Origin of the sequence: Bradyrhizobium shewense, from assembly GCF_900094605.1 — a bacterium.
In the GTDB taxonomy this organism is placed as follows: domain Bacteria; phylum Pseudomonadota; class Alphaproteobacteria; order Rhizobiales; family Xanthobacteraceae; genus Bradyrhizobium; species Bradyrhizobium shewense.
The window spans coordinates 190,836-205,305 of sequence record NZ_FMAI01000016.1; the positions used below are offsets into that span (position 1 = coordinate 190,836).

The following is a 14,470-nucleotide window of genomic DNA, read 5'->3' on the forward strand; positions in this document are numbered from 1 at the left end:
TGGTCAGGCGTCAGAGGTGGAGCGTACCAACGCTTCCGTGCTATTCCTGGGGGATCGTGCGCAGACGCTTGCGGTCCCTGCAGGCAGCGGAATCGATTTGGTCGCTCGCACCATCGAGGCGGCGGAGATCTCGAAGATTGTTCGACAGCGCGATCCTGAGCTGCGCGTCATGGTCGAGCAATTGGCGAAAGGTGATGTCGCCAGTGCCATGGAAACCATGGCGCGCCGCGGCCAGATTGTCGAGGCGGACGGACAAGCCGCGACCGTCAAGACAGCCGTTGACAATCTGTTCGTCCAAGGGGGTGCCGCACCGGACCAGTCGCACCTGTTGATCTGCAAGTCCAACGCGACTCGCCTCGCGCTTGATGCCGAGGTTCGACGGCGATTGCGGATGGATGGCGTTCTAACGGGCGAAGATGTCTCTCTCAATGCTGTCACGCCGTCAGGCCGTCGCTATCGCCTGACACTCGCTAAGGGCGACCGCATTCGCTTGGGCATCCGTTGTCAGATTGACGATGTGGCCATCATCAATGGCACGACCGGCATCGTCAAAGATATTATCGCCGAGGATGAAGGCCACGCACTCATCGTTGCTGACATCAACGGCCACGAACTCCTGTTCTCATCGCGTGACGTCGTCGACAATGAGGGGCGCGTTCGCCTTGCGACCGACTATGCCTCGACCATCTGGTCCTCACAGGGGCTCACCAGCCATACCGCAACCATCGTCGCCGACGCCTCGTTCGACAGGAGAGACGTTTACGTTGCCCTCAGCCGTGCCAAAGAACGATCGGTTCTATGCCTGGACTCTGGTGCCGCCTCATTTGCCGTGCGCGCTGAAAGCGGATTCGACCGAACAGCCAGCGAAATCTCGGTCGAAGAGCGCCGCGAGCATCTCATCCGACAGATGTCGAAGTGGCGGGTCAAGTCCTCGACATTGGATTTCGTAGCCAATCCTTCTGCGGTGGGAAGCAGGCAAAACGACGTGCGCAGACAACACATGCGCGGCCTGTCTATCGAAGCGGAAGCAGGCCAATGAGGCGTGTCTTTATTAAACAGGTAGCGCGCACAGCTACCTTGGCTGGCGCGGATCGGGCCGACACGCTCGAGCTATTTCAGTTGAACACCGCAGATACAACCCGATTCGTGCTACATCGTTGCGAGCTTCGCGAGTGGGTGATGCGGAAGTTCCTAAACGGCAAACTTCGTCACGAAGACATTCGCTGCTGATGACCAAGCAAATCGCGCTTCCCCCAACACTGGCGCCTCGCTTGATCGGGCGCGAGAGTGCGGCCGCCTATGTGTGTTGCTCGCCAATGTTATTTGACCGGTTGGTATCGGAGGGCATCATGCCACCCGCCAAGCAGTTGACAACAAGCCGTAAAGCTTGGGATGTTCGGGAATTGGACTTGGCAATTGACAACCTTCCACGAAAAGGCGGCGAACGGCTGCCACTAACTGTGGTTCAAGCCACCGTTAGAGACGATTTTGGTTGGGAATGAATATGCGTAAATGGCTGCCGCCGAACGTGGAGCGCAATGTCGTCAAGGGCAACGTTTACCTGTCCTATCGGCTCGGCAAAGGGCCGCGCATCAGACTCCCAAGCAATCCCGACAGCGACGAATTCAGGCGGGCTTATACAGCTGCGATCAACAGTGAAATCGAGACACGGCCGAAACCGACCACCGACGTTCCTAAGTCGCTCGGCGCACTGATTACCTCGTACCTTAGAAGCGATGCTTTTCTGGTGCTTGGCAAGAGCAGCAAGAGCGGTTACATGGGTCGCCTCGATCTCTTGCGCCGCGAGCACGGTCACCGATCGGTCATCGGTATGACAAAAGAGCGAATTGAGGAACACATTCTGCGACCGCTGCACAATCGGCCAGGCGCGAAGATCGACACCATCAAGAAACTCCGCATCCTGATCCGGCACGCGAAGGGGTTGAAGTGGATCGCGGTCGATCCTTCCGAAGGCATTAAGCGCGGCAAATCGAAAGAGATACGCGCCTGGACCGATGAGGAGATGCAGAAGTATGAGGCGCGGTGGTCGGTCGGCACCAAGCAGCGCGCGGCCTATGAGTTGATGCTCAACGTCGGCACCGCGCGCGCCGATACGCACCTCACGACCTGGACGCAGGCCGACGCCGAGACTTTCGAATACAGCCGCCGCAAGACCGGCGTTCCGGTCGCGGTACAGAAGGCGCAATCGCTTCGCGATGCGCTTGACGCGCTGCCTCGAACGCATTTCGTGGTGTTGCCCACTGAATACGGCAAGCCGTTCACAGTTGACGGCTACAGTGGCTTCATGCGCGATGCGATCAGGGAGTCAGGAAATGGGATCGGTTGCCGCCCGCACGGTCTGCGAAAGACCTTCGGCCGCCTGCTAGCCGATGCTGGTGCGACAGCGCATGAAATCATGGCCGCGCTAGGTCACCTCACGCTGGCTGAGGCCGAACGTTATACCCGCGAGGCCGATCGGCGGCGCGGCGGTCGGCGCGCGATCATCAAGCTAGATGATCATAAGCGGAACAGAACTCCCCAAACCTCAAGCGCGAGCTTGGGGAAATCGGTACAAACCTGAGTAGTATCAGATGCCAAGAGGCTGGGCTGGCGCTCCCTAGGGGAAACACCAATCGGACGCTAAAACCATTGAAAAAACTCATCTTTCCGGCCCACCGGCACCCGCTGTGTAGCAGAGCTGCGGCGACCCGTCGAGTGCTCTTGGAGAAGTACCAGGGCGCCGTGCCTGACAATTGGCTGCGAACGTTTTCAACCAAATGCCCGAACTGACGAACTCCCTATTCATCCTGTGCAAATTCCTCGAACTCTTCGATTATTGAATCGCTCATATGGCTGAGATGTTCGATAGACGAAATCTCCTCCAACCCATCATATGACAAGTACGAACAGCTTTCGTACAACGGACCCCGATCTAGGAGGGAGAAAACTGGACGCTTAATTTCACGAAGCACCCTCTCCCGCTTGTCGTCGGGCGCGACGATGTGAAGGCGAATGTCCATATTTGGCTGCAATGCCAAAAGATCCGCCATGCGCAATAGACCCGAGTAGATTGCTGTCGTGTGCTCCACCTCGAAAGCCCGCGCCATCGATCGGCCCTTGAGCCAGATAACATCGATCTGCTCAATCGTCTTCAGCGTTGTCTCGTCATAATTCAAGGGCAGAAGCGTCAGAAATGACGCATGCAAGCTTGCAGGAATCTGTCCCAAGATCTTTTGTCGATCGGATCTCGGAATCCAGATTCGAAATCCCATCTCTGCTCCAACGCGAGCTAGCGTCGCCTGCACTTTATGGGACTCTCGTACCTCATCGCCACTCGTGCTGCTATCGGCCGCTGGCTTTTCATCAACGTCGTTCGGCACTTCAACATAGACAGCCCGATTCTCCGTCCTTATTGAAGCTTTCTGGCCCAACCGTTGCCTATCTTGCGGACTAAATGAATAAAGCGTCCGAGCTTTTTCTTGCGTGTATAGAAGCTCCTCCACAGTTTTACCATCAGCGTCATTGATCTGCTTCAGCGACGCTCTCAGGCTAGCATGTTGCGCCCAACCAACAGCACCTCTCTCAATGTCCTTTGTGAGCGAAAGTCGAGACCAGACACCCGGCTCTAGAATAGGGATAGAATACTCGAGGTCCAAAACCACCCGCGCTTCAACACTGAACCGGACGACAAACGGATCCGGATCGCCAAATATCGGCGTTGTATCGGTAAACACTGGAGACTTGACTTCCAACACCCCAGCCCATCGCGACAATCTCACAATGTAACATAGGAACTTGTCTCCGGGCTCAATTCTCTCGGCCACGCTACGTTGTCGCTCGCGGAAACCACTGACACTCGCACCATTGGCTCTAAAGGCTGCCCAGGTTTCCGGTGTGAACAAGTCAAGAAAGTACTTCATGGTTGATGAGCTTCTCTGCCTGCTAAGCTATTTCGCTTGCCCGAGCTGCAATAAATTCTCCCAACTTTAAGACGGTGCCGTTTGACTTGTCCCACAGCTCCCACAAGCCATCCGGGGTTCTCCTTGGCGCGAATACCTCAACAGTGTCGGATACTAAAGCTTTTCGGACGACACAAACGCGATAGTCCTTGTTAAGCAGAGCCATCTTTGCATACTCATTTGGAGTGAGCTCAAACCGAACTACATCTCCAATATGGCCCTTAACCTCGAGTCGCAAAATATTCCCCGACCGCTCCGCAGTTAGGTCCCACCCGCAACAATCACGGTGGACTTCGCGAACAGAATAACCCGCTTGCTCGAAGTGCTTCGTAGTGGCAAGCATCGAAGCATTCTCGACCGCTAAGATGAGTTTCTTATTGAGGCGCTTTTCGCCGTTCAGTGGAGGCGGATTCGCTGACCGCAAAATAGTCCCCGGCTGTTTTCGGTTCATGTACCGACGCAGACGGTCAGTTAGTTTTTTTCCTTCCGCCGATCCGCCATACCAAACATGCGAATGCCCCGGCAATCCGCGCCCGTGAACAGGAGCGTAGGGCACATTTTCTGTTCGCTCAGATTCAGGAAGCAGGACCGCATTTTCACAATCAACTTCGCAAAGATAGTCCAGTTTATCCCAATGAGGCTTCGGTTTCGGATTTGGCCGCTTTCTGTATGACTTATGAAACACCGTCGCGTTTCGATACCAACCAACAACGACTTGCCCGTGGTCCGGGCGTCGGGCAATAAACACTATATCGACACCCGCCAACTCAGCGTTGCTTAGCCATGGACGTCCCGAGGACCTGACCTTTCTAAGATCTAATCCCGAGAACTTTCCAGTCATCACATAACCATAACATTTTCCCGCATCGGGCGCGAAATTCCACATTTCGCCTCCGGACTTGAACTTCGCAATATGTTCACCGCCCCCCGTAATTACGTCCGGGCCGCTATAGCTCTTCATGTATCCAATGCGGAAAATAAGTATTGGATCCGTCACAACTCCTCCAATTACCGCTACCTGAGCAAAACCTGCCTCAAGCTGGCAATGTTGTTTCACGCAATCGTGGCGTCAACGTCAGGATTAGCTCACGCGCGTTTCGTCTTGCTTCTCTACCTGCTTGATCGCCCCGATTATCGCTCGTCCCCCCCATGCTGCTAAAGCGACTAGCTACCGACTTCCGAACAACATCAAAATGCTTCGCCGCTATCTTCTGAACGAGATAACCTGAAAGCCCGTTCGAACATTTGTGGTTAGGAAAAGTAACAATAACTCTCGCTCCACAGTTGGAGATCGACCTTAGAAGATCATCAAACGCCGCAATTGATTCTGTTTGAACGCTATACCGCGAGCGCGGGCGTCTTCGTACTTGGGGGTATCTGCCAACACCCGACACTTTCCCAGGGCGGCCGGAAGCTACAGATTCTAGCACGTGATAGAATCTACTATAGTGCACACCCGAATAAGGTGGATCGATGAATACTAGGTCGCCCTGGCTCAACTTCTCGGCCAGCAAATTGGCATCAATCTTAGTGGCAACGCCTTTCCTTTTCGCGACCATGTCAGCAAGCACCAGCAAATTGCGTTCAACCTGTCTCGCCACATCTTTGTGCCAGGCTTCGAGAAGAAACTTCTTTGCAGTAGGCGTGGGTTGAAATGGTTGAGCGGTATGCCCGGGGCTCGCGGCACAATGACTGGCGGCTTGAATAAGTGCTGCCAACGCTGCCTGCTTCGCGAAATTGTTATTCGGCAAAGTTGCCCGCAACGCGTCTAACCAAGCAGATTGATGGGCGCTGAAGTAATGCCCTCCATACGCTGCGGTTATCGGCAACCTAGTTTGTTTCTCGCACCAACTCCGTTGTGATTCGACGGAGATTTTCGTCAATCTCTTCGGTGTCGCCGGTATCCGGCCGTGCTTTTTCAAGAATTCCATCGCCGAGGCCTCCCATAGAGACCAAATCTTTGCACCGTCCAATTTTCTTTGCCGCTTAATTACTGAACCAGCCAAGGCGACGCTGTAAGTCTGAAGATCTGCTGCTAACACCGGGACGTCATAGCGTTGCGCTACGTGCCTGGCGACAGCCCCGGACCCCGTGAACAAATCCACAAAGCGCGTTGTGTTGACAATCTCCTTCTCAAGCAATTCGCCCAAGCCGTTGAGCAGCATCGCCCTCTTGGAACCCATGTACTTCATGTCAACAACTCAGAAAACTAATCATTAGGGTGTCATGCTCCAGATCGCAACGCGCTCGCAACTACCCAAGCCGTTGAGCGCTTGTGGAAGTTCGACACCCATCCGGAAGAACGACTGCTCGTTTGCCGAATATTTTTGCTGAAACAATTCAACGTCTTCCAGAAGCGGGGTCACGTCTGCCCACAAATCAAGGGGGTCGCCGGAGTTCTCTCCTTCCCAAAGTCCGCGGCCTCGCCCCAAACCTTCTGCCCAAAATGCTATAGAGGCTGCGTTATACCCCGCTGCTTGAAGCAGCATTGCGGTTGAGCCGGAAGCAACGCGCAACAGCAACGCAGCCCTCGATATTACTGCTTGGGCACCGACATCGAGACTGGCAGCTTGCTGCTGCGAACGAGAGAAGATAGTCGCGTCGTGAGGCGACGTACTTCGCATAATATAGCGAAGCCACTGAGCCTCCGCGTCGGGCGATAAGCTCTGATTCTTCACTATTGGCTCCGCAAACTTTCGGAACTCCGCGGGATAAGCGCATGCGACCCTTCCTGTACGCGCGACAAATAGTTTTTCGATGCTGATCCGAAGTATATTTCGATCAATAGCTTCGAATCCTGAAAGCGGCGACGGCTCCAAGGAAGCCCACAGGTCTCGCGCGAATTCTAATGCATCCCTCCCATCGATGTACCACGCTTCGGGAATCCCATCCGGTTGGTAGCTGGACACATTGCGCGCGTTACGATCATCCGGAAAGTTCTGAAGGTCGAAACCCCACTGTCTAAACCATGCTTGAGCCTGGGGCGCTACCGCAGAAGCCCCGCCGGCAGAAGCGAACCAGGCCTCAAGAGAAATTCCATAGGGACGAATCATTTGAGCAAATAGCTGGCCAGATGAAGCCCGGCCCGACCAGTACTCCAAACATTCCCAGGAGAATCGATGCGTTCCTCTTGTTGTGATTAGCTTCGTGGCCACATTGCGAGCCGTTAGGGCAAAATGATACTTATTAAAAACACCTATTCCCTCGGTGGCTAAGAGAGACGTTGAGGCGCGGAGCTCAGCATAATACGCGAGGTGCCTCGCTCTATGGGGATCTCCTCGCAACAGCGCAGCCAAAGCTTTGCCCAAGTAGCTCCAACCGTCCGCTGAATGAAGCAGACAGCTCGCGGCGATGTATTGCGAGACGTCTCGGCGATCGGGAACGCCACCCGCCTCTATCTCTGCTTCGAGCTTTGTTGCCGTATCTGTCGAGTATCTGTTTGCCGCGGTTGTCCACCGAGAAGAGCCCAAGACCGATTTGAGGCCAGATAACGTTTGCTCAACATGGCGGCGATTCAAGCGATTAATCGTTCTCTGGTCACGATTCAAGATTGCCATGAGTTAAAGCCGCTTAGCCGTTTCTGCGACGTCTCCGTCACCGGTTCGCAGTGTTTCTAGTAGCTGCGTTCGGATCTCTTTGTATCCGCTACTGCCTCTAAAAACGAGTTTCTCGCGGCGCAGCTTCTCCGGAAGTTCGGGCGTCGAACTTGCCCTCCAATCAAATTCGGCTAGTGCCTCCGCGATCTCAGACACAAAGCTAGCAACGCGATGCTTGCGCAAAGAAGTCATAGCCAGAGTTACAGCATCTGTGTCGTTCGCACCGGCCTGGCGGGCGACTTGCCAGGAACGCAGATCTAGTTTTGACGCTCTGATGAAACAGAGATCATTGAGCACATGCAGAAATCCTCGAACGCCTTGATCCGTAACGATTAGCGAGTATCGACTGTAGAAGGCAGGGTCATCGTTTGGCACCGGCTCCTTTGACTTGATCGCCTCCACCCGAAGATTCTTTGCCCACGCTCCTTCAGATTTCTTCACCGCAGCCTTAAACTGCTGCCAAGCAAAGATTAGAAAGGCAGCCTGTTGCGCGCGACTCCACCCTAAGACTTCCTGCCCTTCTTCCATTCTCGAACCAAAGAGACCGCCCAATCGAGACGACTTACCGCCCCATGGCCGAATGAAGGTTGCTACCAGTGATTTGATCCACGCAGATTGCGAGACCCAAGGATTAGACTTTTCGCCCAGCATATTGATGCGATCGTACCAAGGGCTGTCTTTGTGGGACCAGAGAGCCTCGGTGAGTTCTTGTGAACGTGTTTCTCGATAGACCGGATGCCCTTCTGCGCGGTCGAGCCAATCTTCAGCTCTCAACAATGGATAGAGATCGAAAGCTAAACTCGGATTGATCCGCTTCGGCTTTATGTTGATCGTCCAGAACAGATAGGCTTGCCAACTTATATCGAGCCCATGAAAGGCGACGACGGGCAGCTCAAAGTCCGCGTCTGCATTATCAAACGCCCACAGCCTATGCTGGCCATCGATGATTTCGAAGGGGGGAGTGCCCGACGGGCGCCAACTGTCGGTCCATTCTTCATAGGGAAGATCCACGCGACAAATGGTGCCTTCGGAAGCGACACTCACCAGATCTTTTGGCGCGACCTTCCCGGCCACGCGAACATCGTCGGCTCCGAGAATGTTGATGACGATTGCTGTTGGTAGCCAGCCCGGCTTCCGGAGGTCGTTGAATTCGGCCGATCTACGTTTTGCTTCGCTCAGGGTAGACCACGGAAAACCGTACTCCACAAACTTGGCGATCTCTTCCGAACGCTCCGGTTCATGCTGACGCTGAATACCGAGATCAGCCGCTCGAGGAGTTACCCCGTCCGATTTCCGCCTAGCTATTCCGGAAAGACTACGGAGCTCACGAGCTGGCAGTGAGAAAAGGAAAAATTGCGGCGGAGGCCGTCTACGATGTTCACCAGCATCAAACTCAATTTTTTCCCAGCCACGCAGCCATTGCCGCACTTTGATTGCAGGAACGTGCCGAAGCTCAGCCTTTTTAGCCACTTTATTCCCTTAAATGCTGCAACGCGGCGGAGCTTCCAAAAAATGTCGTTTCAGCGAACGCGGTTGCGGCAGCTGAGAAATACATCTCACTCCTAAAGATCAGCTTACCTAACGCACGTTTCGCCGACCGACAAGAGAGCGATTGAGCCCGCGAGAGTTTCAACGGGCTTTAGCTCATTTCAAGCCGGTAATCTTGCAGAGATCGCAACACAAATGCGAGCCTAACCCTGCCGAGCGGAGACTGGACCCGCCCCTTCCGGACGCGATTTACAGGGGTAAAAAATTCGAGACATGACATGGGGAAGGCAACAACGGCGTTTCCCCCCATACCCCGGATCAAAGTTCGCAAAACATGGTTCGGGGCATTCGCCACTTAGCTTGCGTGTTGTGATTCTTCCCGATCCCCCGAATTCGAACGTCCTGGCCATGTATCCAGCCTGCGCAATAAATTCGCTACCGACGAAGCATGCCACCTTCCACCGCGCGGAGTCATCATCTCTCGACTATTCAGTTCATTGGCAATCACCGACAATGTTGCCGCACCGGCAGCTCGGATATCTTTGATGACTGCGGCAAGATCTCTTGCACGTTGGTCCGCGTTGGCCCGCACTTTCGCCACCGCTGCAAAATTGCCCTTCCTGGCCTGCCTAAGGGCCGTGGCGCCGTTAGGATTGCCTATTCCCCAATGATCCGAGCACCCCGCTCCCTGGCAAACCTTTGGATGTCGGCCTCTTGCGCTTCCAGCCCCAGCCCGCTCTTGGCTTGCTTTTGTCGCGACACTCTTCGGTAAGCCACGATCTTCACGCCTGTCCCCATACAAATCCGTCCAACGGACGTTAGGCAGTTCTGTAATTCTAGCTCAAGGGCTGTTATTGGCAACTGCGTCACCTTGACTCCCCGGCATGCCCATTTGCGCCATTACCGAAGAACTAGACTGATGCCTCCTAAACGCAGAACAGGAAAACCGCCGCCGTACACGGAGTGGCACGGCAACAGTTACAGGGCAAAACTCCGCATCCCTGAGAAGTTGCGCTTCCATTTCCCGATCGATCAATCCGAAACGCGGTTTAAGCGGTTTGTCTATGAGAACCTCCGCACCGACGACCCTGAGGAGGCAAGAGCGGCGGCTCTAGCCTTCGTTGATCGAATGCAAAGTCGTTTCCGAAGGATAGCCCGTCGTCACCAGCTTCCAGCAGGGCTCCTGTCAGAGTCTCAACGCTGGCGATCCGCGCTAGCAACAAAGGTCCTTTCCTTGGGCTTGAATGGAGCGGCGACCGGGGCGTCCATCAATGCAAATGGACTTCAGTCGCTTGGACTGGAACAACGGCAATCCGAGTTTGACGCCCTTGTCGACCGGGCTTACGACCTTCAAGAGAGGATAGGTCACGCTCGCGCCGTGCGCTTCTTCAACTTTGTCGTAGGTAGAACAACGGCGGTTTCAGCCGAAATGGAAGGCTGGCTGCGATCAAAGGCATACTCGATGGCCACGCGTGCGCGATACCGCAAGATAGCTAACAGCCTAATTGAGTGGTGCCATTCCAATCGAATTCCGGCAACGATTGAAGCAATCAATACCAAGCGAGCCCAGCGCTTTCTCTCTCGGCGGGGCGATCAATACCGGAAGGCCGCTGCTAACGAGCGAGCAGCGCTGACCCAACTCTGGGACTGGTCAAATGCGCGACTCATGTTCGACTTGAAAGCATATATTGAAGCACACGAGCATTGGACGGGAGACTCTGGCGATAACCCGTGGCGCGATGTTGGCGCACAAGCTTCCTCCCGAGCAAAGAAGTGGTCGGGCAAATAATGCAGGAGAATAGGACGCTTGAACGTCATCCGCCGAACAATCGGGTGACAAAAGAGAGCAAACCGACAAGCATCGCCACTCAATTGCGTCTTGCGTTGCTCGCTGAATACTCCATGAAGTGGGACACTTGGCCAACGCCGACAACGTCTTCAGGAGGTTATCATGAGCACTGCATCGCGAAGACACTCGTTTCCTTTGCCGAGGAATGAGCCGACCCTCATCAGATCGGATTATGTGATTTTTCTAGGATCGTCTGACCTGCAACAGGAAGGTCATTCGCCGGGCCCATCCGCCTGTGTCTGGCAAACTCGGACTATGGATGGAACAATAGTCGACGAGCCCGATCCCAAGCAGAGCCGTACCGGAGTGAGCGATGAAAAGCGCGGCTTAGCCGCTGCGTTTGTTGGCTCATTGGAAACTGTAGGGGCTAAGTCCTTCTGTCTTGTCTACGCGCCCGGCACCTATATTTGCGACGGCGTCATGCATGCTCGTGATTGGAAAGCTCGGGGATGGCGTAACAGTCAAAACGAGCCGATTGCCAACCCAGATATTTGGGAGCGCTACTTGGAGCTGGTAGACGACAATGATTTGGACGTTTGTGCCCGACGATGGGACAAAGAATACTGTTCACACGTCCGAAGTCATTTGAACAGCGAGGCGCGGAAGGCTTGTAGGGCAAGGACCTGACATGCGCCGGCGTCTACACTCGGGACGTTTCGGGGCGCGGATATCCAACATTGCCTTTGCATATCGTTGCTCGATCCCGGGATGCCGCAACTCCACGATGCGGGCGGCGGGCAAAGGACTCGCCGCTTTCCATTGCCGGAAACATATCGACCATAAAGCCCGGCACGGATCGCACTGGCATGGAACATACAGCGCAGCCGAACTAAGGCCTTACCTTACTGCCGCGACCTCGTATGTTCGGCTCCGATCCGAATCCGATCGGTTCATCAAGGCGGCCCTTAATGCCGTCGCGCTGCTCCTTGAAGAGGCGGGCCCTACGGAGATCGCCACGAGGCTCAGGGGCATGTCGGCTACAAGACGGGCCCGCATCGCACTGGCACGGCTTCGTGTCGCAGGCATCAAACCTGAGCGGTTCGTCGCCATCGTGCTGGCCGTCACCGCGCTGATCGAGGAGGACCCCGACTCACACCGCACCAAGGAGTTTCGCACGGTTCAGATCGCCAAGAGTCTACATCGACTAGCGAGCGGCACTCATAAGCGCTGGCCATTCGTAGACCATCAGGGCAGACAGCGCCAAACCGAACTCCACGCCTTTCCTAGGTCTTCTGGGCCGGTATTGCGACTGATCGGAGAGGCTGTCGAGCAACCCTGCGAGTGGGTGGTGGAAACACACCTTTCCGCCGTCCTCGCCCTGAAGGTCAAGCGATACGGACGCCATCCCACGCTGCGAACTGCAGGCCTAGGATAATTTGCGGTCACGAACTCTCGCACGCCATACCTGGTGGCCGGATAACGGTACGCACATGTTGGGGCATCAAGCCGATCACTTTGAGCACAGATTTTTGGAGCCACGGCACTGAGTACCCAGCACATGCGGTTCGATCCGCAGCTGCGGGCGAGAACCCCGGAGCTGAGGGAAGCCATCGGCCGCTTCACGCAATATCTAATCGCACAGGAGAACAAGCTCGGCCTTCGCTCTCGTGCCCGCAAGGATGAAGACCGACACAAGTTCACCATCGCTGTTGAGGCCGTTGCTTGCAATCTGCTCATGCAAGGTCTCCTTCGCGAAGCCGCAGCGCTCGCCGTTCCGCTCGACAACAACATGATGTGGGGTGCAAACCGCTACCGGAATCCAGTCTACGGCCAGCACTTCCTTAACCTGCTCGACCTGTTAGAGCGACTGAGGCTCCTCAAACGCGTCACGACAGGCTATCGGTTCTCAAAAGCGGCGAAAGCTTCGTCTCTCTTCAAGACGGTCACCGATCTCAGAAAGCGCTTTCCGGGGGTGACGCCCGGCCTCCTTCCGTCGCGTGCAGGAACCGGAAATCCTCGTCCTCAAGTCTGGCAGGGACGATGACGGCAACGCGACCCTAATAAACTACTCAGAGAGCCGGAAAACGAGGACACTTCGCAGGCAAGTCCAACGTATCAATGGTTGGCTCCTCGATGCCGATATCGAATTGACAGGCCCTTGCGCGGCTGCCCGTCTCGGCAAGGAGGGCGAGATCATCGCCCCCTATCGGCGGACGCTCCGCAGGACGTTTAATAACAAGAGCTGGCAACAGGGCGGCAGGCTTTCCGGCGGCTTTTGGATGACGATGCCCCGCAAAGATCGATTCCGGCAAATTCGCATCCACGGCAAGCCCGTGGCCGATGTCGATTACGAGCAACTCTTTCCGCGTCTCGCCTATGCCCGCGCCAGAGCGCCGCAGCCTGTCGGAGACCTTTACGACGTGACGGGAGATCGCACCGAACGTGATGGCTGGAAGTTGCTCCTCAACGCGCTGCTCTTCACGCGGGGCCCCCTAAAGCGCTGGCCACGCGATTGCAGTCCGTTACTTCCCCGGTTGAACCTCAAGGAAGCGCTGGCCTTTCTGAGACAAAAGCATCAGCCGATTGCCCGTCTGTTTGAAACCGGCATCGGTTTCGAACTGATGTTCGCTGAAAGCCAGTTGCTGATTGCCGTGGTGACGCACCTCTTTGAGAGCGGCATACCGGCTTTGCCCCTTCATGACGCCGTGCTCGTTTCTAGACCGGACGCCGCCGCTGCCAGGGCCGCGCTGGAATACGCCTTTTGCTGCAGCACAGCCCAGCCCCGCGCGTTCGTGAAGATCGATTTTGGCCTCGAAAAATAGGCATCTCGGGCTTACGCCTCTGCTAAAGGACTTGGGGGCAAGAACTTATCGGGTCGTCTTGGGGGAGCTGCCTTCAAGTTGTTCCTCTATGGGGATGGTGCCAGTCAGACCGTCATCACCCGAGCCTTCCCTCGTGGAGACTAAGAGGGAAGAGCACGGTAGGCACACCGCCTCCACCATCACTATCCTTGAGGGCAACCCTCATGGCCTCCATTCACGACACGCCGCTAGGGAAACCTTCGGTGATGATGCCAAACCGGCCATCGCCACCATAAGGTCGTCTCTCTGAAGGAGCGCCTTGAAGAGTTAGGCAGGAGCGCCGCTACTACGCCCAAGGGACGCCCTCGAACCCTCCGTCAGGGGCTTTGGCAGCACGTCGGGCGGATCCTGACACCCCCGCAATCTTCAATGATTTGCCTACCTTGCAAGCGAGATGTAGGATACTCTCAACCTTGGGTACGTTCGCTCTTATTTATTTCGGATGTGATTAGTAAGCATACGACGAAGACCGCCTGATTGACGCATGCGCGCGGGCACAGTGAGCTCTATGATTGCTTGGGTGAGGTCAGGCAGCCTGCTGACCGGCGGGCTTGTCGCCTTGGCGCAGGAGCTTCCATTCCCAGGGCAGCAGTTCGTGTAGCCGTGATGTAGGAAGATCGGCGATACGGGCGAGGACATCGGCTAGCCAGGCCTTTGGATCGACGTCATTGAGACGACACGTCGTGATCATCGTCAGCATGATGGCGGCACGGTCGGCCCCGCGCTGGCTGCCGGCGAAGGTCCAGTTGCGTCGTCCCAAGGCGATGCCTCTCAATG

General features: G+C 55.6%; 13 protein-coding genes. 7 read left to right on the top strand and 6 right to left on the bottom strand.

Annotated features, from left to right (window positions below; all coding sequences use genetic code 11):
- Window positions 1-16 precede the first annotated feature (16 nt).
- From GA0061098_RS27810 to GA0061098_RS27820, 3 genes are all read left to right on the top strand, one after another.
- Window positions 17-1,039, top strand: a complete 1,023-nt coding sequence (locus GA0061098_RS27810; protein WP_245323657.1) for an AAA family ATPase — start codon at window positions 17-19, stop codon at window positions 1,037-1,039.
- A gap of 190 nt (window positions 1,040-1,229) precedes the next feature.
- Window positions 1,230-1,502, top strand: coding sequence for a helix-turn-helix transcriptional regulator (locus tag GA0061098_RS27815; protein WP_091964121.1), 273 nt, complete (start codon window positions 1,230-1,232; stop codon window positions 1,500-1,502).
- 2 nt (window positions 1,503-1,504) lie between these two features.
- Entirely contained in the window at window positions 1,505-2,581 is a 1,077-nt protein-coding gene (locus GA0061098_RS27820; protein WP_091964124.1) for a tyrosine-type recombinase/integrase, read from the top strand.
- A 217-nt stretch (window positions 2,582-2,798) separates the two neighbouring features.
- On the opposite strand, the gene GA0061098_RS27825 is transcribed toward GA0061098_RS27820, so the two are convergent.
- The 5 genes from GA0061098_RS27825 to GA0061098_RS27845 form a co-directional block, all read right to left on the bottom strand.
- Window positions 2,799-3,920, bottom strand: a complete 1,122-nt coding sequence (locus GA0061098_RS27825) for an EVE domain-containing protein (RefSeq protein WP_129590972.1) — start codon at window positions 3,918-3,920, stop codon at window positions 2,799-2,801.
- Window positions 3,921-3,942: 22 nt separating this feature from the next.
- Window positions 3,943-4,920, bottom strand: coding sequence for a protein NO VEIN domain-containing protein (locus GA0061098_RS27830; protein ID WP_091964129.1), 978 nt, complete (start codon window positions 4,918-4,920; stop codon window positions 3,943-3,945).
- A gap of 73 nt (window positions 4,921-4,993) precedes the next feature.
- Entirely contained in the window at window positions 4,994-6,151 is a 1,158-nt protein-coding gene (locus tag GA0061098_RS27835; RefSeq protein WP_091964132.1) for a DNA adenine methylase, read from the bottom strand.
- Window positions 6,152-6,175: 24 nt separating this feature from the next.
- Window positions 6,176-7,516 carry a hypothetical protein gene (locus GA0061098_RS44105; RefSeq protein WP_129590973.1) on the bottom strand — a complete coding sequence of 447 codons (1,341 nt, stop codon included), beginning with the start codon at window positions 7,514-7,516 and terminating at the stop codon, window positions 6,176-6,178.
- A gap of 3 nt (window positions 7,517-7,519) precedes the next feature.
- On the bottom strand, window positions 7,520-9,025 hold the full coding sequence (locus GA0061098_RS27845; RefSeq protein WP_091964138.1) for a DGQHR domain-containing protein: 1,506 nt from the start codon (window positions 9,023-9,025) through the stop codon (window positions 7,520-7,522).
- 937 nt (window positions 9,026-9,962) lie between these two features.
- Here GA0061098_RS27845 and GA0061098_RS44110 point away from each other — a divergent pair.
- The 4 genes from GA0061098_RS44110 (at window position 9,963) to GA0061098_RS27860 (ending at window position 13,654) form a co-directional block, all read left to right on the top strand.
- Window positions 9,963-10,832 (top strand): hypothetical protein, encoded by an 870-nt coding sequence (locus GA0061098_RS44110; protein ID WP_129590974.1) that lies wholly within the window; start codon window positions 9,963-9,965, stop codon window positions 10,830-10,832.
- Window positions 10,833-11,862: 1,030 nt separating this feature from the next.
- Window positions 11,863-12,267, top strand: coding sequence for a hypothetical protein (locus GA0061098_RS27850; protein ID WP_245323658.1), 405 nt, complete (start codon window positions 11,863-11,865; stop codon window positions 12,265-12,267).
- Window positions 12,268-12,390: 123 nt separating this feature from the next.
- Entirely contained in the window at window positions 12,391-12,876 is a 486-nt protein-coding gene (locus GA0061098_RS27855; RefSeq protein ID WP_091964140.1) for a hypothetical protein, read from the top strand.
- Window positions 12,830-13,654 (top strand): hypothetical protein, encoded by an 825-nt coding sequence (locus tag GA0061098_RS27860; RefSeq protein WP_091964143.1) that lies wholly within the window; start codon window positions 12,830-12,832, stop codon window positions 13,652-13,654. Before GA0061098_RS27855 ends, GA0061098_RS27860 begins: the two co-directional genes overlap by 47 nt.
- A 565-nt stretch (window positions 13,655-14,219) precedes the next feature.
- Here GA0061098_RS27860 and GA0061098_RS27865 read toward each other — a convergent pair.
- On the bottom strand, window positions 14,220-14,470 hold a 251-nt coding region (locus GA0061098_RS27865; protein WP_129590975.1), incomplete at its 5' end, for a transposase domain-containing protein.